The organism is Pseudomonas sp. IT-P294 (assembly GCF_949767865.1).
Classification (GTDB): Bacteria; Pseudomonadota; Gammaproteobacteria; order Pseudomonadales; family Pseudomonadaceae; genus Aquipseudomonas.
Window position 1 is genome coordinate 1,079,608 of record NZ_CATKQW010000011.1, and the last position, 19,067, is coordinate 1,098,674.

The 19,067-nt window shown below is 60.0% G+C and carries 17 protein-coding genes; 9 read left to right on the plus strand and 8 right to left on the minus strand.

Going from position 1 to position 19,067, the window contains the following annotated elements:
- The first annotated feature begins 7 nt into the window (after positions 1 to 7).
- From ACM6I0_RS12160 to ACM6I0_RS12185, 6 genes are all read left to right on the plus strand, one after another.
- Positions 8 to 1,048: an EamA family transporter gene (locus ACM6I0_RS12160; protein ID WP_414922372.1), complete on the plus strand. Its 1,041-nt coding sequence runs from the start codon at positions 8 to 10 to the stop codon at positions 1,046 to 1,048.
- A 75-nt stretch (positions 1,049 to 1,123) separates the two neighbouring features.
- Positions 1,124 to 1,609: an arsenate reductase ArsC gene (locus tag ACM6I0_RS12165; protein ID WP_414922373.1), complete on the plus strand. Its 486-nt coding sequence runs from the start codon at positions 1,124 to 1,126 to the stop codon at positions 1,607 to 1,609.
- Positions 1,609 to 2,298, plus strand: a complete 690-nt coding sequence (gene arsH / locus ACM6I0_RS12170; RefSeq protein WP_414922374.1) for an arsenical resistance protein ArsH — start codon at positions 1,609 to 1,611, stop codon at positions 2,296 to 2,298. Before ACM6I0_RS12165 ends, arsH begins: the two co-directional genes overlap by 1 nt.
- A 64-nt stretch (positions 2,299 to 2,362) precedes the next feature.
- Positions 2,363 to 3,445, plus strand: coding sequence for a bifunctional transcriptional activator/DNA repair enzyme AdaA (locus ACM6I0_RS12175; protein WP_414922375.1), 1,083 nt, complete (start codon positions 2,363 to 2,365; stop codon positions 3,443 to 3,445).
- A gap of 40 nt (positions 3,446 to 3,485) precedes the next feature.
- Positions 3,486 to 4,289: an isocitrate lyase/PEP mutase family protein gene (locus ACM6I0_RS12180; RefSeq protein ID WP_414922376.1), complete on the plus strand. Its 804-nt coding sequence runs from the start codon at positions 3,486 to 3,488 to the stop codon at positions 4,287 to 4,289.
- A gap of 5 nt (positions 4,290 to 4,294) precedes the next feature.
- Complete coding sequence (locus ACM6I0_RS12185; protein WP_414922377.1) at positions 4,295 to 4,912, plus strand: DNA-3-methyladenine glycosylase family protein; 618 nt, start codon at positions 4,295 to 4,297, stop codon at positions 4,910 to 4,912.
- Between the two features lie 93 nt (positions 4,913 to 5,005).
- Here the strand turns inward: ACM6I0_RS12185 and ACM6I0_RS12190 are convergent, their stop codons facing one another.
- The 3 genes from ACM6I0_RS12190 to ACM6I0_RS12200 form a co-directional block, all read right to left on the minus strand.
- Entirely contained in the window at positions 5,006 to 6,103 is a 1,098-nt protein-coding gene (locus ACM6I0_RS12190) for an extracellular solute-binding protein (RefSeq protein WP_414922378.1), read from the minus strand.
- A 2-nt stretch (positions 6,104 to 6,105) separates the two neighbouring features.
- Entirely contained in the window at positions 6,106 to 7,227 is a 1,122-nt protein-coding gene (gene aguA / locus ACM6I0_RS12195) for an agmatine deiminase (RefSeq protein WP_285431297.1), read from the minus strand.
- A 100-nt stretch (positions 7,228 to 7,327) separates the two neighbouring features.
- Complete coding sequence (locus ACM6I0_RS12200; RefSeq protein ID WP_414922379.1) at positions 7,328 to 8,212, minus strand: LysR substrate-binding domain-containing protein; 885 nt, start codon at positions 8,210 to 8,212, stop codon at positions 7,328 to 7,330.
- Between the two features lie 162 nt (positions 8,213 to 8,374).
- Here ACM6I0_RS12200 and ACM6I0_RS12205 point away from each other — a divergent pair, with 162 nt between their 5' ends.
- Positions 8,375 to 8,863 carry a GFA family protein gene (locus ACM6I0_RS12205; protein WP_414922380.1) on the plus strand — a complete coding sequence of 163 codons (489 nt, stop codon included), beginning with the start codon at positions 8,375 to 8,377 and terminating at the stop codon, positions 8,861 to 8,863.
- 168 nt (positions 8,864 to 9,031) lie between these two features.
- On the opposite strand, the gene ACM6I0_RS12210 is transcribed toward ACM6I0_RS12205, so the two are convergent.
- From ACM6I0_RS12210 to ACM6I0_RS12220, 3 genes are all read right to left on the minus strand, one after another.
- The gene (locus ACM6I0_RS12210; protein ID WP_285431291.1) at positions 9,032 to 10,318 is read right to left on the minus strand and encodes an ATP-binding protein; all 1,287 of its coding nucleotides are present in this window, start codon (positions 10,316 to 10,318) and stop codon (positions 9,032 to 9,034) included.
- The gene (locus tag ACM6I0_RS12215) at positions 10,319 to 11,026 is read right to left on the minus strand and encodes a response regulator (RefSeq protein ID WP_285431334.1); all 708 of its coding nucleotides are present in this window, start codon (positions 11,024 to 11,026) and stop codon (positions 10,319 to 10,321) included. It lies immediately after the preceding gene.
- A 170-nt stretch (positions 11,027 to 11,196) separates the two neighbouring features.
- Positions 11,197 to 11,805, minus strand: a complete 609-nt coding sequence (locus tag ACM6I0_RS12220) for a tRNA-(ms[2]io[6]A)-hydroxylase (protein ID WP_090183294.1) — start codon at positions 11,803 to 11,805, stop codon at positions 11,197 to 11,199.
- Between the two features lie 161 nt (positions 11,806 to 11,966).
- On the opposite strand from ACM6I0_RS12220, the gene ACM6I0_RS12225 reads away from it, so the two are divergent.
- Positions 11,967 to 12,830 (plus strand): universal stress protein, encoded by an 864-nt coding sequence (locus ACM6I0_RS12225; RefSeq protein WP_285431288.1) that lies wholly within the window; start codon positions 11,967 to 11,969, stop codon positions 12,828 to 12,830.
- A 39-nt stretch (positions 12,831 to 12,869) separates the two neighbouring features.
- Here ACM6I0_RS12225 and ACM6I0_RS12230 read toward each other — a convergent pair whose 3' ends face one another.
- On the minus strand, positions 12,870 to 13,340 hold the full coding sequence (locus ACM6I0_RS12230; RefSeq protein WP_008149863.1) for a DUF1289 domain-containing protein: 471 nt from the start codon (positions 13,338 to 13,340) through the stop codon (positions 12,870 to 12,872).
- Positions 13,341 to 13,747: 407 nt separating this feature from the next.
- Here ACM6I0_RS12230 and acnB point away from each other — a divergent pair, with 407 nt between their 5' ends.
- Positions 13,748 to 16,357: a bifunctional aconitate hydratase 2/2-methylisocitrate dehydratase gene (gene acnB / locus ACM6I0_RS12235; protein WP_285431333.1), complete on the plus strand. Its 2,610-nt coding sequence runs from the start codon at positions 13,748 to 13,750 to the stop codon at positions 16,355 to 16,357.
- Positions 16,358 to 17,314: 957 nt separating this feature from the next.
- Here acnB and ACM6I0_RS12240 read toward each other — a convergent pair.
- Positions 17,315 to 18,976, minus strand: coding sequence for a SulP family inorganic anion transporter (locus ACM6I0_RS12240; protein WP_414922381.1), 1,662 nt, complete (start codon positions 18,974 to 18,976; stop codon positions 17,315 to 17,317).
- Positions 18,977 to 19,067: the final 91 nt, after the last annotated feature.

The window sequence follows — 19,067 nt, forward strand, 5'->3', positions numbered from 1 at the left end:
GCTTCGAATGAACCTGAATGTTGTTTATGCCTTGGGCGCCGCTGCGCTGTTTGGAGCGAGCACGCCATTGGCCAAGGCGTTGGGCCTGAACCTCTCGCCGATCCTGCTGGCCGGGCTGTTGTACCTGGGCAGCGGACTGGGCCTGACACTCCTCAGGCTGATCCGCGACAGTGGCTGGCAGCCCAGCGGCCTCAAAGCATCAGAATGGCCCTGGCTGATCGGTGCTATCGCGTTTGGCGGCGTGCTTGGACCGGTCGCGCTGATGTTCGGCTTGACCCTGACTTCCGGCGCCACCGCGTCCTTGATGCTCAACCTCGAATCGGTGCTGACTGCCGTGCTGGCGTGGGTGGTGTTCAAGGAAAACGCCGACCGACGGATCGTCGCCGGGATGCTGGCCATTGTCGCCGGCGGATTATTGCTGGCCTGGCCGCAGGGTTCGGCGCAATCGCAGAGTTGGATCGGACCGCTGGCCGTGGCGCTGGCATGTGTCTGCTGGGCCATCGATAACAACCTGACGCGCAAAGTATCGGCCTCCGACTCTGTGTTCATCGCGGGCATCAAGGGGCTGACCGCAGGACTGGTGAACTGCGCCCTGGCGTTGGCGCTGGGCGCCAAACTGCCGCACATCGCGGTGCTCGGGCCGACGTTGATCGTCGGCTTCCTCGGCTACGGGATCAGTCTGGTGCTGTTTATCCTGGCGCTGCGCGGGCTGGGCACCGCACGCACGGGGGCCTACTTCTCAACGGCGCCCTTCCTGGGGGCGGCGATTGCCATTGTGCTGTTCGGTGAGCCGGTCACCCTGACGTTCTGGGGGGCGTCATTGCTGATGGGGCTGGGCGTCTGGATACACCTCAAGGAACGTCATGCCCATGAACATCAGCACCTCGCCCTCCTTCATAGTCACCGACACGTTCATGACGAACATCATCAGCATGAACACGCGTTCCAGTGGGACGGAGTCGAGCCGCACAGTCATGAACATCAGCACACGCCGATCCGCCACAGTCATCCACACTTTCCGGACATCCATCACCGGCACAAACATTAAAAGGTCGAAAAAAGTGGATTGGCATTTTCAGCGAGCATACGTATATTCGAATATCCATATATTCGAGCCGTCGCAATGAACTTACGCCCCACCAAGGTTCTTTTCATGTGCACCGCCAACAGCTGCCGCAGCGTGTTGAGCGAAGCACTGTTCAATCATTTGGCACCTGCCGGTTTCACCGCAGTGAGTTCCGGCAGCTTCCCCAGCGGGCGGCTCAACCCCCAAGCCGTGCAAACCCTGCACACCCTCGGTATCTCGACCGACGGCCTCTATAGCAAAGACTCCTCGGTATTCGCCGATTCACCGCCGGATATCGTCATCACTGTTTGCGACAAGGCCGCTGGGGAGGCCTGCCCGGTCTACTTCGGGCCAGCGCTCAAAAGCCATTGGGGACTGGCCGATCCATCGGAGGTGCATGGCACCGAGCAAGCGATCCAGGCCGCTTTTGACCACACGGTCGAAACAATCAAACGACGCTCTGCGGCCTTCTTCGCATTGGACCTGAACACCCTTTCGCACGCAGAACTGAAGGTCGAACTGGACCGCATTGGAACCTTGTGATGAACGACGACCTGCCCAATCTGGATCTGGAACTGCTGACACTTACAGATCAAAGCGCCCACAAACCGCGCATCCTGCTGCTCTACGGCTCGACTCGCGAGCGCTCCTTCAGCCGCCTGCTGACCGAAGAAGCCGCGCGGATCCTGCGTCTGCTCGGCGCCGAAACGGTGATCTTCGACCCTAGCGGCCTTCCGCTGCCCGACGATGCGTCCAGCGACCACCCGAAGGTCCAGCAACTGCGCGAGCTGGTGCTCTGGTCCGAAGGCCAGGTCTGGTGCTCACCGGAACGCCACGGTTCGATGTCGGCGGTGTTCAAGGCGCAAATCGACTGGATCCCGCTGGCGATGGGCGCGGTTCGTCCGACCCAGGGCAAAACCCTGGCGGTGATGCAGGTCTGTGGCGGCTCCCAGTCATTCAACACCGTCAATCAGCTGCGCGTGCTGGGCCGTTGGATGCGCATGCTGACCATCCCTAACCAATCGTCGGTGCCCAAGGCTTTCATGGAATTCGATGAAGCGGGCCGGATGAAGCCTTCTGCGTATTACGACCGTGTGGTGGATGTGATGGAAGAACTGATGAAGTTCACTCTGCTGGTGCGAGGTCGTGAGGAGTTTCTGGTCGATCGTTATTCGGAGCGCAAAGAGAGCGCTGAAGAATTGTCGAAACGGGTCAATCAACGCTCGATCTGAGGCGGCACAATTCTCTGTCGATTTTCCGGTGGAGGCGTCGGCCAACGCGTTTTATGCTCAGTCCATGAACCTACAGAACGCTTTGCTTCCGCCCCACGCCGAGATGGTCCGCGCCATGCTCGAACGGGACACCGCCTACGAGGGGGTGTTCTTCACTGCGGTCAAGACCACCGGGATCTTCTGCCGCCCCAGTTGCACGGCGCGCAAACCAAAGCCGGAGAACGTCGAGTTTTTCGCCCATGCCGATGAGTGCCTGTCGGCAGGTTATCGCGCTTGTCTGCGCTGCAAGCCCCTCGACGCCGCCGCCATTGCGCCGGATTGGGTGCAGGCGTTGCTCAAGACCGTGGACGCCGATCCCGACCTGCGCTGGACCGACGCCCAGCTCATGGCGCAAGGCATCGAGCCGCTGAAACTGCGCCGTTGGTTCAAACAGCATTTCGGCACGACCTTCCACGCCTGGCTGCGCACCCGACGCCTGGGCATGGCGCTGGGCGGCATCAAACAGGGGAATTCCATCGACAACGCTGCGTTCGACTCGGGCTACGAATCCCTGAGCGGTTTCCGCGATGCGTTTCAAAAATCCTTTCACATCACTCCGGGCCGCGCGGCCAACAGTGAGCCGCTGCTGTTTACCCGACTGACCACGCCGCTGGGGCCGATGATCGCCATGGCTGAGCGTCGCGGCCTGGTGCTGCTGGAGTTTCTCGATCGACCGGCGCTGACCAAGGAAGTCGAAGAGCTGCAAACCCGTTATGGCTATGCCGTAGCGCCCGGACACAACGCGCATCTGCAGCGGATTGAAGCCGAGCTTGCGCAGTATTTCGCCGGCACACTCACCGGGTTCACCGTTGCGCTGCACTTGCCCGGCAGCGAATTTGCCCGCCAGGTGTGGGCTGAACTGGCGAAGATTCCTTACGGCCAGACCAGCACCTACGGCACCATTGCCGCAAAACTGGGCAAGCCTGGCGCCAGCCGTGCGGTGGGCCTGGCCAACGGGCATAACCGTCTTTCGATTGTGCTGCCCTGCCACCGGGTGATCGGTGCAGACGGCTCACTGACGGGCTATGGTGGAGGACAACCGCGCAAGGCATTTTTGCTCCGGCTGGAAAAAGCCGCCGTGCAGGTGACCGAACAGCTCGCATTCTGATCCCTTGCTTTTCACCAAACGTCTTAAGGAAGGACACACGATGGACATCCAACTTCATCAACTGCACCACGACGGCCTGTTGATCCTGACCAACGTCGCCGATGCCACCGGCGCGCGCATCGTCGAGCAACTGGGCTGCAAGGCCGTGGCCACCAGCAGCGCCGCGGTGGCGTGGGCGCATGGCTACCCGGACGGCAATGCCCTGCCCCTCGAACGCCTGATATCGACCGTCGAGTCCATTGCCCGCGTGATTTCGGTGCCGTTGACCGTGGACATCGAGGCGGGTTATTCCGACGACCTGGCGCGGGTTGCCGAGGTCATTGATGCGGTGATCGCGGCCGGCGCAGTCGGGATCAACATCGAGGACGGCGCTTCGCCGCCCGAGTTGCTGGCACACAAGATCGAAATCGCCCGCCAGGTTGCCGAACTACGCCAAGTGAAGCTGTTCATCAATGCCCGCACCGATGTTTACCTCAAAGGCCTGGTGCCTGCTGAAGACCGCGTCGCCGAAACCCTCAAACGCGCCGCGTTGTATCAGGCAGCGGGCGCTGACGGCTTGTTCGCTGCGGGCGTGACGGCCGAGTACGAGATCGCTGCGTTGTGCCAAGGCACCTCGTTGCCGGTGAACGTGCTCGGACTTCCGGGGCTGCCGTCGCTTGAGGAACTCAAAGCACTCGGCGTGCGTCGCCTGAGTGCCGGTTCGGGCATCGCCGAGTTTCTCTATGGGGCAATGGCCTCCTTGGCCAAAGGCTTCCTGGAAACCGGCAAGCTCGACAGCAGCCACCTCAAGGCCTTCACCTATGGCGAAGTCAACGCCCTGCTAAAACCTGCGGCAAAAGCTTGATCGACATGGCCGATCCTTATCAGGACGCGACGCAATTCCTGGCGTCCATCGATGACGACTGGCGGCGCCATATCGCGGCCATCGGCCCCTGCCTGCATCAACCGCACCCGGCTCGCGATCCTTACGAATCGCTGGTGCGGGCGATTGCCTATCAACAACTGCACGCCAAGGCCGGCGATGCGATTGTCGGGCGGCTCCTGGCGTTGTTTCCGTCGGTGGCGTTTCCGAGGCCGGAACAGATCATCGCCACTGACTTTGACCAGATGCGCAGTTGCGGGTTTTCCGCCGGCAAAATTGCGACCATTCAGGGAATAGCACAGGCCACCCTCGACGGCGTAGTGCCGGATTACGCAACGGCACTGGCCATGGACGATGAAGCGCTGATCGAACGCTTGATTACCTTGCGCGGGGTTGGCCGCTGGACGGTCGAGATGCTGCTGATCTACAGCCTGGAGCGGCCGGACATCTTGCCTGCCGATGACTTCGGGGTGCGCGAGGGATATCGGCGCTTGAAGGGACTGGAGGTGCAGCCAACGCGCAAGCAGATGGTCGAGATTGGCTTGGCGTGGAGTCCGTATCGAACGGTGGCGTCCTGGTATTTGTGGCGAATGACCGGCAAGTAGCTCCGGAACCAGCCCGCGCCCACAACAAATCCCCTGTGGGAGCGAGCTTGCTCGCGATGGCGGCCGAAAGCCCACCTCATCACTCAAGGCCAATCACAACCCCGACTTCAACCGACTGAACGCCCGAATCAGCGCCCGGTTGAACGCTTTGTCATTGTCATTCTTGCTGTACAAAGAAGCCCTCACCTGCGCCGACGGATACGTCCCCGGATCATTGCGAATCGCCGGGTCAATCAACCCGTCCGCCGCGCTAATCGCATTGGCGTAGTGGATGGTGTCAGTGATCGGTGCAATCACCTCCGGCGTCATCAGGTAGTCCATCAACGCCAGCCCGGCCTCAGGGTGGGGCGCATCCTTGGGAATGACCATGGCGTCGAACCAGATCAACGTGCCCTCCTTCGGTATCCGGTAACTGAGCTTGAATGGCTTGTGCGCAGCCTCGGCCTGTGTGGCGGCGATGCCCACGTTGCCGTTCCACGACATCGCCACGCAGGTGTTGCCGTTGGCCAGGTCGCTGATGTTCAGGTCGTTGTCGAAGTAGCGGATGTACGGCCGGATCTTCGCCAGTTGCTGCTCGGCCAGTTTCAGGTCATCGAGGTTCTGACGGTTGATGTCCAGGCCCATGTACTTCATGACCGCAGCAAATACCTCGTTGGGATCGTTGAGCAGGCTGACCCCGCAATCGGCAAATCTGGACACCACGGCCGGGTCGAACAGCATCGCCCAACTGTCCCGTGGCGCATCGGGCAAACGCTTGTTGATCGCCTCTTCCTGATAACCGACGCCGGTGGTGCCCCAGGCGTAAATCCCGGCGTAACGATTGCCTGGATCGAACGCCGCCATGTGTTGGCGAAACTCTTCGCCAACACCGGCAAAGTGCGGCAGTCGTTGGTGGTTCAATGTCTGAATTGCCCCGCTCTGGATCGCCCGGGACAAGTGCTGCCCCGCCGTCAGCACCAGGTCATAGCCGCTACGACCGGTCAGCAATTTGGTCTCGACGGTTTCCAGCGAATCAAAGTGATCGGCCACCACATGGATGCCGGTTTTTTTCTCGAAGTTGTTCAGCGTATCCGGGGCCAGGTACTCGCCCCAGATGTACAGGTTCACCACCAGTTTCGGAGTGTCGGCGGCCTGCACACACAAGGGTGCAAGCACCAGCAATAACGCTTGAGTCAGTTTGTGCAGGCCCATGTTCACACTCCTTGTTTGCCGGCAGGCGCCGCGTATTGCGGCATGGTGATGCAGGCGACATTGCCGCCACCGAGGAGGATCTCCCGGGAGTTTTCGATGCCGACAATCTTGTGCTGCGGGAACAGTTCGGCGAGGGTCGCCTGGGCCGCCTGATCGTTGCGATCGCCAAACAACGGCACAACGATCGAGGAGTTGCCGGCGTAGTAGTTGATGTACGACGCGCAGATCCGCGTCCCGGCCTGGCGGGTATGGGTGCTGTCTTGCTGATCCAGGCCTTCGGCTTCCTCGGCGGTCCATTCCAGTACATCCGGTTGCGGCAGTTTGTGCACGATCAGCTCACGGCCACGGCTGTCGCGGGTGCTGCGCAGGATGTCGTAGGCCTCCTGATAGATTTCCCACTGCGGATCATCGCGATTGTCGGTCCATTGCAGCACGACTTCGCCGGGACGCACGAAGCACGCGAGGTCGTCGACGTGGCCATCGGTTTCGTCGAACTTGCAACCGCGCGGCAGCCAGATGATCTGTTCGGCACCGAGGTAATCGGTCAGGCGACGGGTGACTTCGTCCTTGCCCAAATGCTGGTTGCGATTGCGGTTGAGCAGGCATTGTTCGGTGGTCAGGATGCTGCCCTGGCCGTCGCTCTGGATGCCGCCCAGTTCGGCAATCAGCGGCGCGCGATAACGGTCGAAGCGTTCGATTTCAAGGATTTTACTGGCGATCTGGTCGTCCTTGTCCCACGGGTAGTACAAGCCACCGTCGAGGCCACCGTAAGCGTTGAACTCAAAGTCGACGCCGCGCACCTCGCCACTGTCGTCGTTGACCACAAAGCATGGGCCGCTGTCGCGAAACCAAGTGTCGTTGCAGGTCATTTCCACCACACGCACCTGAGGCGGCAACTGGCGGCGGGCGGTGGCGAACTGGGTGGCAGAGGCACACACCGTCACCGGTTCACTTTGGGCAATGGCGCTGACAATCTGCACCCAGACTTTCTGCGCGGGCTTGGCGCCGTTGCGCCAGACGTCGGTGCGCTCCGGCCAGCCGAGCCAGCAACCGGACTTGGTTTCAAACTCGCCAGGCAGGCGGAAACCGTCGAGTTTGGGAGTGGAATCGAGCAAACGTGCCATGGTCAAACCTCATCAGCGGGGATTGGAATGACCACAGGCTAAGGGGGTGAGCGCCCTGCTCACCAACGATGATTATTTCGGAATAGTTGAATTCAACTCATCAATCGATTAACTGATCGTTGAACCATTCAAGCATCTGCGCAACGGCTGGGCGCTCCAGGCGCACCCGCTCGCACACCAGCGCGTATTGGCCGAGCGCTGTCATGCTTGAGGTGAACGGCCGGACCAGACGGCCACTGAGCAAATCCTCCTGCGCCGTCAGGTTATCGCCCATCGCCACGCCCTGGCCTTGGGCCGCCGCTTCCAGCGCAAGGCCCGCATGGGCGAAATACAGTTGGCGTTCGGGACGCTGATCGCCGGCATGGCTGGTCAGCCACGCGGTCCAGGTCTTGCCGTCCTGATCGTCGTGCAGCAGGCAGTGGCGCACCAGATCCTTGGGCGTTTTCAGGGTGCCCTGGTTGAACAGGCCGGGGCTGCACACCGGGAAGAACTGCAACGCGGGCAAGGGGCGCACGAAGTACGCGCTGCTGTCGACCGGGCCAGTGCCGTAGGTGATCGCCAGGTCGATGTCTTCTCCCGGCGCCGTGGCGTCGATCGGTTGTTCGTAGAGGTGCAGCGTGATGTGCGGGTAGCGGGCGTAGAAGTCTGTCAGGCGACTCATCAGCCACTTTTGCGTCAACTCGGCGGTGACCGCCAGGCGCAACACGGCCAGCGATGACGGATCGCGCAATTCATCGCAGGCATCGCCGATCAGTTCGAACGCTTGCTGCAGAATTTGCATCAGACGGCCAGCGGCCATGGTCGGACGGATTTGCCGACCCTCGCGGATGAACAACGAGACACCCAAGTGTTCTTCGAGTTGGCGAATCTGATGACTGACGGCGCTGTCGGTGACACACAGCTCGGCGGCGGCGCGACCGAAATGGGCGTGCCGGGCGGCGCATTCGAACGTTCTGAGTGCTGCCAAAGAAGGCAATCGTCGCATGGGTTCAGCCCCTGTGATGAAGGCGCCCATGCTGCCTTGGCGATCGATAGGCGTCCAGCGGGACCTGACACAGGTGATCCGACGATGTGATGCTGCCACCAGTCGAGGAGCGCTGACGGTCTAGGCTGTACCGAGTCAGTCCCAGACTCGTCGGAGGTTCCCATGCAGCTCGAAGGTTCCTGCCATTGCGGCGCCGTGTCGTTCAGTTTGACCAGCGCCCACCCCTACCCTTACCAGCGCTGCTACTGCTCGATCTGCCGCAAGACCCAGGGTGGTGGCGGGTATGCGATCAACCTCGGTGGCGATGCCCAAAGCCTCACCGTGCGTGGCCGCAAGCACATCTCGATTTACCATGCACGACTCAAGGGCGAAGGCGATAAGCGCGCCCGACGCAGCAGCGCCGAGCGGCATTTCTGTTCTTTGTGCGGTTCCGGATTATGGCTGTTCAGCCCTGAATGGCCGGAGCTGATTCATCCGTTTGCATCCGCCATCGACACCCCGCTGCCCGTGCCGCCGGAACACACGCACTTGATGCTCGGTTCCAAAGCGCCGTGGGTGGAGGTCGAGGTGCATCCCAAGGACCTGCAGTTCGACGTCTATCCCGAGGAATCCATCGCCGACTGGCATGAACGATTGGGTTTGTGCCGCTGAGAAGGATACAGACCTCATTGGTTGGGCTGGTGGTGTTCAGCTTTTAACGATGTGGTGTTGCTGATGACGCCATCGCGAGCAAGCTCGCTCCCACAGGGGATTTGTGAACGACACAGACCCAATGTGGGAGCAAGCTTGCTCGCGATGGCGCCAGTGAGAGCCCCCGACCTAATCCAGATGCGCCCAGGTCATGCGAAACGACGCCCCGCCCCACGGCGAATCCGCCACTTCCACCTGGCCGCCATGGGATTGCGACACCCGGCGCACCAGCGCCAATCCCAGGCCGAAACCACCGGTGCGACGGTCGCGACTGGCGTCCAGTCGCGAGAACGGTTCGAAAATCTTCTCACGCCCGTCCAGCGGCACGCCCGGCCCATCATCGTTGACCTGCACTTCATAGTGATCACCGGTGCGCACCAACGACACTTCCACTCGTTCATCGGCATAGCGAATGGCATTGCGCAACAGGTTGATCACTGCTCGTGCCATAAAGCGCGGTTCGATGCGCACCTCATCGACCTGGCACTCGACAATCACCAACTGCACCCCGGCGGCTTCGGCTTCCAGCGCCACACTGCCCACCACGCTGTCCAGCCAACTGATGGCCTGAATATTCTCTCGGTTGATCACCGTGGCGCCGCGCTCCAGGCTGGCGTAGGTCAGCAACTCGGAGACCATTTCCTCCAGCTCGCCGAGGTCGGCGTACATGTCGGCGATCAGTTCGCCGCTCTGGGTCGGATCGGGTTGCTGCTTGAGCTGATCGAGCTCAAACGACAGTCGGGCAATCGGCGTGCGCAACTCGTGGGACACCGCGTTGGTCAGCTCACGCTGGTTGGCGATCAAGCCTTCGATGCGAGCCGCCATCAGGTTGAAGTGTTCGGCCAGGTCGCGAATGTTCGAGCGCTTGGACAGCTGAATGCGTGACGACAGGTCGTTATCCCCAAAGCGCTCGGCCGCCAGGCGCAGTTTTTCCAGATCACGCCAGTGCGGTCGGACCCAGAAAAACAGCACGATGCCGATCAGCACGGCCAGCATCAGATAGGCCGCAGAAATGTAGAACGGCATCAGGCTCGGCTCGGGCGGCAGCTTGATGCTCAATAGCTGGGCACCGCCATCGATCGACGAAATGAACTGGGTGTACTTCTCGCGAATCACCAGTTTGCCTTCGGCCAGCAAGGCTTTTTCATGTTCGTCGAGGCTCAGATGATCGGCCTCGACCAGGCTCAGTCCCAGACCGTAGTGCGGGCGTAGCGTGTCCAGTTGTTGCTCGCGTTGCGAGCCTTCCAGGCCGTGCAATTGCTCGACCAGCGAATACGCCTGACCCCGAACCGCCTCGCGGTTATAGGCCTGCATCTGCCCATCGAGCAGCACGTTGAACGTATGCTCGACCGTCTGTAATGCCAGCACCAACCCCACCGCCAGTACCAGGTACAACCCCAGAAATAACCGCAGCATCTACAGCTCCCACGCAAACGGATTGAACAGATAACCCTTGCCCCAAACGGTCTTGATGCACATCGGTTCGCGCGGGTTGTCCTTGAGCTTGCCGCGCAGTTTGCTGATGTAGACGTCAACGCTGCGGTTGAGGCCATCGAAGGCAATGCCGCGCATGCGGTTGAGGATGTCGTCGCGGGACAGGATCTTGCCGGCGGCGCTGGCGAGCAGCCACAACAGCTCAAACTCCATGGTGGTCATGTCGATGACTTCGTCTGCCAGCCTGACCTCGCGACAGCTGCGGTCGATGCTCAGGTGGCCGAACTCCAGGGCGCTGCACACGCTGCTCTCGGGTGTCTGACGGCGCTGCAAGGCCCGCAGACGTGCGAGTAGCACTGGCGGTTTGATCGGCTTGATGACGTAATCGTCGGCGCCGGACTCCAGGCCGAGAATATGATCGAGGTCGTCTTCCTTGGCCGTCAGGATGACGATCGGCGTATCGGACACACTGCGAATTTCGCGGCATACCTGCAGGCCGCTCTGGCCCGGCAGCATCAGGTCGAGCACGACCATTTTCGGTTTGAATTCGAGAAACGCGGCCAACGCCAGGTCACCGCGATGCACCTGCCGAACTTCAAAGCCGTGTTGGGACAGGAAATACGCGATCAACCCGGCCAGTTTCTCGTCGTCTTCCACCAGCAATACTTTGCCAAAACCCAGGCTATCCATATCGACCGTCTGCCAACCCATGTGTGAAGTGGGCGGCATTATGGCGCCAATCAATGACGGGACGGTTATTGCAGGCAGCAAAAACCGGCCTCAAGGGCCGGTTTTTGGCGATGTTTCATACTCTTAAGAGTTTTTTACAATATTGAATCAAAACATGACATCTATCGGAGTTATGCGGCGACAGGCACGCCGCTGTGGAAACGAAACTCCACGTCCGGCGATTCGATCAGTTCCTGTTCGGCGGCGCGAACCTTGTCGATGACGTGAGCAATGTCCTTGGCATCACCGTACTGGTAAGCCAGTTTCAGGTAACCCTGAAAATGCCGGGCCTCGCTTTTCAGCAGGCCAAAGTAGAACTTGCCCAGTTCTTCGTCCAGATGCGGCACCAGCGCCTCGAAACGCTCGCAACTGCGGGCCTCGATAAACGCGCCCACCACCAGGGTATCCACCAGTTTCACCGGCTCGTGGCTACGCACCACTTTGCGCAACCCCGAGGCGTAACGTCCGGCGGAGAGCTGACGCAACTCAATCTTGCGCTTTTTCATCAGGCGCATGACTTGTTCGTGGTGAACCAGTTCTTCCCGGGCCAGGCGCGACATCAGGTTGATCAGGTCGACGTGAGAGTGATATTTGGCAATCAGGCTCAACGCCGTGCTGGCCGCCTTGAACTCACAGTTCTTGTGGTCGATCAGCAGGGTTTCCTGATCGGCAAGCGCGGCCTGGACCCAGCCATCGGGGGTGCGGCAGCCGAGGAACTCGTGAATTTCGGGAAGGATCATGGGGCTCACGGATAAAAGGTTCAAAACGAAGGGCGCCGATTATACCGGCCTGCCGGCAGACCACCAGTCGCGACCGTTGATATGCATCAAGTACCCGGTTGGCGACCAGCAACTATAGTTGTCCAACGCCATGCTTTTTTATCGTTGATGGAGGTCCGATCATGCAAGCCATACGCAGCATTCTGGTGATCATTGAACCCGAACACTCGGAAAGCCTGGCGCTCAAGCGGGCCAAATTGATTGCTGGGGTCACCCAGGCTCATCTGCACCTGCTGGTTTGCGACCGCAAGCATGACCATAGCGCGATGTTGGGCGTGCTCAAGGCGGCGCTGGTGGCGGACGGCTACAGCGTTACCACCGAACAGGCCTGGAACGAGAGCCTGCATGAAACCATCAACGATGTGCAGCAGGCGGAAGGCTGCGGGTTGGTGATCAAACAGCATTACCCCGACAGCCCGCTGAAAAAGGCGCTGCTGACGCCCGAGGACTGGAAGATCTTGCGCACGTGCCCGTCCCCGGTGCTACTGGTAAAAACCGTCGGTTCCTGGAAGGACAAGGTGATTCTGGCGGCGATCGATGTCGGCAATACCGATGACGAACACCGCGACTTGCACAACACCATCATTGATTACGGCTATGACATTGCCAGCCTGGCGAAGGCCAAGCTGCATGTGATCAGCGCCCATCCGTCACCGATGCTGTCGGCGTCCGATCCAACGCTACAGCTCAGCGAAACCATCGAGGCGCGTTATCGCGAGCAGTGCAAGGCGTTTCAGGCCGAGTTCGACATTGATGACGAACACCTGCATATCGCCGAAGGGCCTGCGGATGTGTTGATCCCGTACATGGCGCACAAGCTTCAGGCCGCGGTCACAGTGATTGGCACTGTCGCGCGGTCCGGGTTATCAGGGGCGTTGATCGGCAATACCGCCGAAGTGGTGCTCGATGCGGTCGAGAGCGATGTGCTGGTGCTCAAGCCGGAAGAGATCATGGATCATCTGGAAGAGATCGTGAGCCAGCATTGAGATGTTCGGCGTCAAGCAGATCGCCTTCGCGGGCAAGGGTTACCCGCCGAAGGCGTCCTTGAGAAAGCCCGGCGCGATGTAGCGCTGGTAATGCGCCTCGGACAACAGAAAGAACTCCCGATCAATGGCATCGCGCAGCTCCGGCAGGTTCCAGTCGCGAAACTCCGGCATCAGCACCATTCCGTAGGCTTCCAGGTTGTTGATCACCCGCGCGCCACGGGCGATCAGCTGATACGCCCAGCAATACTCGGACTGGTGCGGCACGAAGCGAATCTTGCGCTGCTCCAGCTGCAGACGCAGGCGCTGGGGGTCGAACACTTCCAGCTTGCTGGCCATCACCTGCGACAGCAACAGCTCCAGACGCAGCCACACCGCGCGCTTTTCTTCCTCGTTGTAACCATTCCAGTTGATCACTTCATGGTGGAAACGCTTGCAGCCACGGCACACCAGATCACCGTAAACAGTGGAACAGAGGCCGACGCAGGGGGTCTTGATGGTCTGATTGGGCATAGGTAGGCAAAACACGGGAAAGCAGAACAGGCCGGCATGTTAGCCCTTTGTCTAACATTGATCACCCCTCAATCTTGATGGCCTAACTTACCTTTAATTTTTTTTTGCCGTAGAATCAGCCAGCCTTTTAAGGCGCCAATGTCCGTTAGAAGCTGTTTTCAAAGCGTCACGAGCACAGTCGTTCCTTCAGAGCGGTGTTGGCGACGGGTTTTTCCAGCGGGGAAAAACCCAACGCCAACCCTCATCAGCTCCCGTTCTGCAGGCGTAAAACTTTGAAAGCAGCTTCTGTAAGGAATTGTCGGTAATTCTGGCTAAGTGGCCCACAACGCCATGCAGCGCATGAGTACGGCAATTTCGGGATGAGCGTCCCGGACACCCATTTGGGACCACTGATGAGGGTAATAACTGTGCTTGAAGCCTACCGCAAACATATCGAAGAGCGCGCAGCACTGGGTATCGTTCCCCAGCCGCTTAACGCCGAACAAACTGCAGGCCTGGTCGAGCTGCTGAAAAATCCCCCGGCTGGCGAAGAAGCTTTCCTCGTTGACCTGATCACCAATCGCGTACCACCTGGAGTGGACGAAGCAGCCTATGTAAAGGCCGGTTTCCTCTCTGCCCTGGCCAAAGGCGAAGCAACCTCCCCTCTGATCGACAAGAAACGCGCTGTTGAACTGCTCGGCACCATGCAAGGCGGCTACAACATCGTGACACTGGTCAACCTGCTGGACGACGCCGAACTGGCGCCAGTCGCTGCCAAGGAACTCAAGCACACCCTGCTGATGTTCGACGCCTTCCACGACGTCGCAGAACGCGCCAAACAAGGCAACGTTCACGCCAAAGGCGTGCTGCAATCCTGGGCTGACGGCGAGTGGTTCAAGAACCGCCCTGTACTGGCCGACAAGATCAGCCTGCGCGTGTTCAAGGTCACCGGCGAAACCAACACCGACGACCTGTCCCCTGCCCCTGATGCCTGGTCCCGCCCGGACATCCCGCTGCACGCCCTGGCCATGCTGAAAATGGCTCGCGACGGCATCGTGCCAGACGCACAAGGCGTCACCGGTCCGATGAAGCAGATCGAAGAAATGCGCAATTCCGGCTTCCCTATCGCCTACGTCGGCGACGTGGTGGGTACCGGTTCTTCGCGTAAATCGGCGACCAACTCGGTGCTGTGGTTCTTCGGCGACGACGTTCCTTACGTCCCGAACAAGCGTGCCGGCGGTTTCTGCTTCGGCAGCAAAATCGCTCCGATCTTCTACAACACCATGGAAGATGCTGGCGCACTGCCGATCGAATTCGACGTAACCAACATGAACATGGGCGACGTGATCGACCTGTATCCGCATGCTGGCAAAGTCTGCAAACACGGCACTGACGAAGTCCTGACCACCTTCGAAATGAAGACTCCGGTGCTGTTGGACGAAGTCCGTGCCGGCGGTCGTATTCCGCTGATCATCGGCCGTGGCCTGACCGAAAAAGCCCGTGCCGAACTGGGCCTGCCACCTTCGACCCTGTTCAAACTGCCGGAAGTTCCGGCTGAAAGCACCAAGGGTTACACCTTGGCGCAGAAAATGGTCGGCAAGGCTTGCGGTCTGCCAGAAGGCAAAGGCGTTCGTCCTGGCACCTACTGCGAACCGAAAATGACCACCGTGGGTTCCCAGGACACCACCGGTCCGATGACCCGTGACGAACTGAAAGACCTGGCGTGCCTGGGCTTCTCCGCTGATCTGGTGATGCAGTCGTTCTGCCACACCGCGGCCTATCCAAAGCCGATCGACGTGACCACCCACCACACCCTGCCTGACTTCATCATGACCCGCGGCGGCGTTTCCCTGCGTCCGGGCGACGGCATCATCCACAGCTGGCTGAACCGCATGCTGCTGCCGGACACCGTCGGTACCGGTGGTGACTCGCACACCCGTTTCCCAATGGGCATTTCGTTCCCGGCCGGTTCCGGCCTGGTAGCGTTCGCCGCAGCCACCGGCGTCATGCCGCTGGACATGCCGGAATCGATCCTGGTGCGCTTCAAAGGCAAAATGCAACCGGGCGTCACCCTGCGTGACCTGGTTCACGCCATTCCTTACTTCGCGATCCAGGCTGGCCTGCTGACCGTCGAGAAGAAAGGCAAGAAGAACGCCTTCTCCGGCCGCATCCTGGAAATCGAAGGCCTGGACAACCTGAGCATCGAGCAAGCTTTCGAGCTGTCCGACGCTTCGGCTGAACGTTCGGCTGCCGGTTGCACCATCAAGCTGTCGAAAGAGTCGATCACCGAGTACCTGAACTCCAACATCACCCTGCTGCGCTGGATGATCGGCGAAGGCTACGGTGACGTGCGTACCCTGGAACGTCGTGCTCAAGCGATGGAAGCCTGGGTTGCCAACCCTGAGTTGATGGTTGCCGATGCTGACGCCGAATACGCTGAAATCATCGAAATCGACCTGGCCGACATCAAAGAGCCTGTGCTCTGCGCGCCAAACGATCCGGACGACGCCCGTCTGCTGTCCAGCGTTGCTGGCGAGAAGATCGACGAAGTGTTCATCGGTTCGTGCATGACCAACATCGGTCACTTCCGCGCTGCCGGCAAGTTGCTGGAACAGGTCAAAGGTCAGCTTCCAACCCGTCTGTGGCTGTCGCCTCCGACCAAGATGGACGCTCACCAGCTGACCGAAGAAGGCTACTACGGCATCTACGGCAAAGCCGGCGCACGCATGGAAATGCCAGGCTGCTCGCTGTGCATGGGTAACCAGGCACGCGTAGAGCCGAACTCGACTGTGGTGTCGACTTCGACCCGTAACTTCCCGAACCGTCTGGGTGACGGCGCGAACGTCTACCTGGCCTCGGCCGAGCTGGCGTCCGTTGCTTCCATCCTGGGTCGCCTGCCGACCGTCGAGGAATACATGGAATACGCTGGCAAGATCGACAGCATGGCGGCCGATGTCTACCGCTACCTGTCCTTCGACCAGATCGCCGAGTTCCGTGAAGCTGCTGCGAACGCCAACATTCCGGTCGTTCAAGCCTAACGTAGCAACGCCATAAAAAACGCCGCCCATCGAGAGATGAGCGGCGTTTTTTTATGCCTGCAATGTTTCAATTGAAGGGTGTACATCTGCAAAATAATGGCCGGCTGGCAGGCCGTCATCGCTGGCAGGCCAGCTCCCACAGGGTTCGGTGTACATCTGCAAGAGACTGGTCGGCTGGCAGGCTGCCTTCGCTGGCAGGCCAGCTCCCACAGGGTTTGGTGTACATCTGTAAAAGATTGGTCGGCTGTCAGGCCGTCATCGCTGGCAGGCCAGCTCCCACAGGGGAATGGGTACATCTGCAAAAGATTGGTCGGCTGGCAGGCTGCCTTCGCTGGCAGGCCAGCTCCCACAGGGGAATGGGTACATCTGCAGAAGATTGGTCGATTGTTAGGCTGCCTTCGCTGGCAAGCCAGCTCCCACAGGGTTCGGTGTACATCTGTAAAAGATTGGTCGGCTGGCAGGCCGTCATCGCTGGCAAGCCAGCTCCCACAGGGGAATGGGTACATCTGCAGAAGATTGGTCGGCTGGCAGGCCGCCATCGCTGGCAGGCCAGCTCCCACAATAAAAAACCAAGGTACACCGCCCGCTTTTAACCACTCAACAGGCCGAGCGTTAGCTCGCCTGCAGCTTTTGATCTACCCGCCCCTTCGGCAGGCTGAGTGGAGGCGTTTATCTGGGGGGTAGGCGCGTAGCGCCGTTCGACGAAGTCGAACACATCGAGAGGAGGTCGTCGCGAAGCAGACCGGAGGCGATGCCCCCAGATGAATGCCGGAACGAAGGAACACCGAGCCTAAGCGAGGGGCCGGACGTCGGGGCGAGCCTTTTTTTTGCTTACTTTTTTTGAGGCGTTTGTCAAAAAAAGTGAGTCGCCGTCAGGGCGAAACCCTAAGCCGCCGTTACCGCAGCAACGGATATACACCCAACCAACCCAAAACATGGTCGGCCCAAAGGCCGCCACTAAACAGAAGGCTTGAGAGCCTGCCGCACAGCATCATCAACACTCAACCCACTAAGAAACACCTGCTCCAACTCCCGCGTCGGCAACACCGCAAGCACCGCCTTCGCCTCATGCTTAAGCCGCGCCAGAATCAACAACTTATCCAACGCCCGTACCTGCAAAAAGAACACCTCCAGCGCCTCGATACTGGTGCCATCCAGATCCGGCGACTCCTCCAGACTAAGAATAATCGTATGCACCGGCGGCTCCGCATGCCGCGCCAGACGCAACGCGCCACCCAAAATACGCTCCACGTTAGCGAAAAACAGCGCCTCGCTAGGCCGCACAATCAGCACGCCAGGGATTACATGAGCATCCGGATGACGCTGCACATCAACATAATCATGACTGCTGCCCATCTGCCCCAGCACCTGAATATCCGCCGACGACATCTGCTTGAGCATCAACACCACACTGATTGCCACCGCCACAAGCAAACCGTCCAGCACGCCCAACACCAGCACCGCCGCCACCGCACAAATCACCAACAAGCGATCACGACGCCAGATGAAATAGCGGCCCAATGGCTGAAGACTCAACCCCCGCGCCAAAGCATAAATAACGATGGCCGCCAACACCGGTTCAGGCGTCAAGGCGATGTAGGGCAATACCGTCAGAACGATCAACAACACCACCGCCGCCGCGACCACACCGGACAGCCGTGAACCAGCACCCGCCGCCTCATTGGCCGACGTCGCGGAATAACCGGCGCCTGCCGGCATGCCATGGAACAGGCCAGACAGCAGATTCGCCGCCCCCAGGGCCAGCAGGTCACGGTTCGACGAAACCCGATCGTTATGCTTGAGCGCAAAAGAGGTAATCGAACCGTAGGATTCGGCATACAGAATCATCACCATGGCAAACGCCAACTCCCCCAGGCGCAACCAATCGGCAAATGGCAACACCGGCAGCCTTGGCACTTCAAGGCTCAGGTCTATCACCCCGATCAGATCCACCCCGTAAGCCGGCAAGTTCAGCCACTGACCGGCGGCGATGCCGAGCGCCACCACCAGCAAACCACCCGGGACATGCCGCAACCGCGCGCACAGCCCCAACACCAGCAATGCGACCGCTGCAACCAGCAAACCAACGCGATTCCATTGCGACCACTGCTCCAGCAATTGCGGGACAAAATGGATCAGGTTGCCGTTGCTCAGGTGCACGTCAACGATGCTCGCGAACTGTTTGATGATGATGGTCAGCGCCAGCCCCAAGGCAAAGCCGCGCAGTACCGGTTTGGCGATAAACGAGGTAACGCTGCCGAGCTTGAACAGCCCGGCCAACACAAAGAATCCGCCGGTGACCAATACAAGACCGATCGCCAGCGTCATGCGCAGGCCCGAATCGCCATTAGCCAAGGTGGCGGTGGCAGCAGCCAGAACCGCCGCCGAAGAAGACGTCGCCGAAACAATCGCAAAGCGACTGGTGCCCAACAACGCGTAGCACAGCAAACCGGCGAACAATGCAATGACCCCGGCCTGGGGCGGCACCGCGGCGATGCTTGAATAGGCCACCGCCTCCGGCAACAGCAAACCGGCAATCGACAGCCCGGCCAACAGGTCTCGCCAACGGTTGGGGGAATCGGCAAGGGGTTGCACCGATACGCCTTGAGCACGAGCCATGGAGCGTCTCCAGAAAAAGATCAACAAGCCGTCTACGACGCGCCAAGATGGCTCTAGGTTAACCGTTAATCCGGTTGGGTGTGTGCTTTGG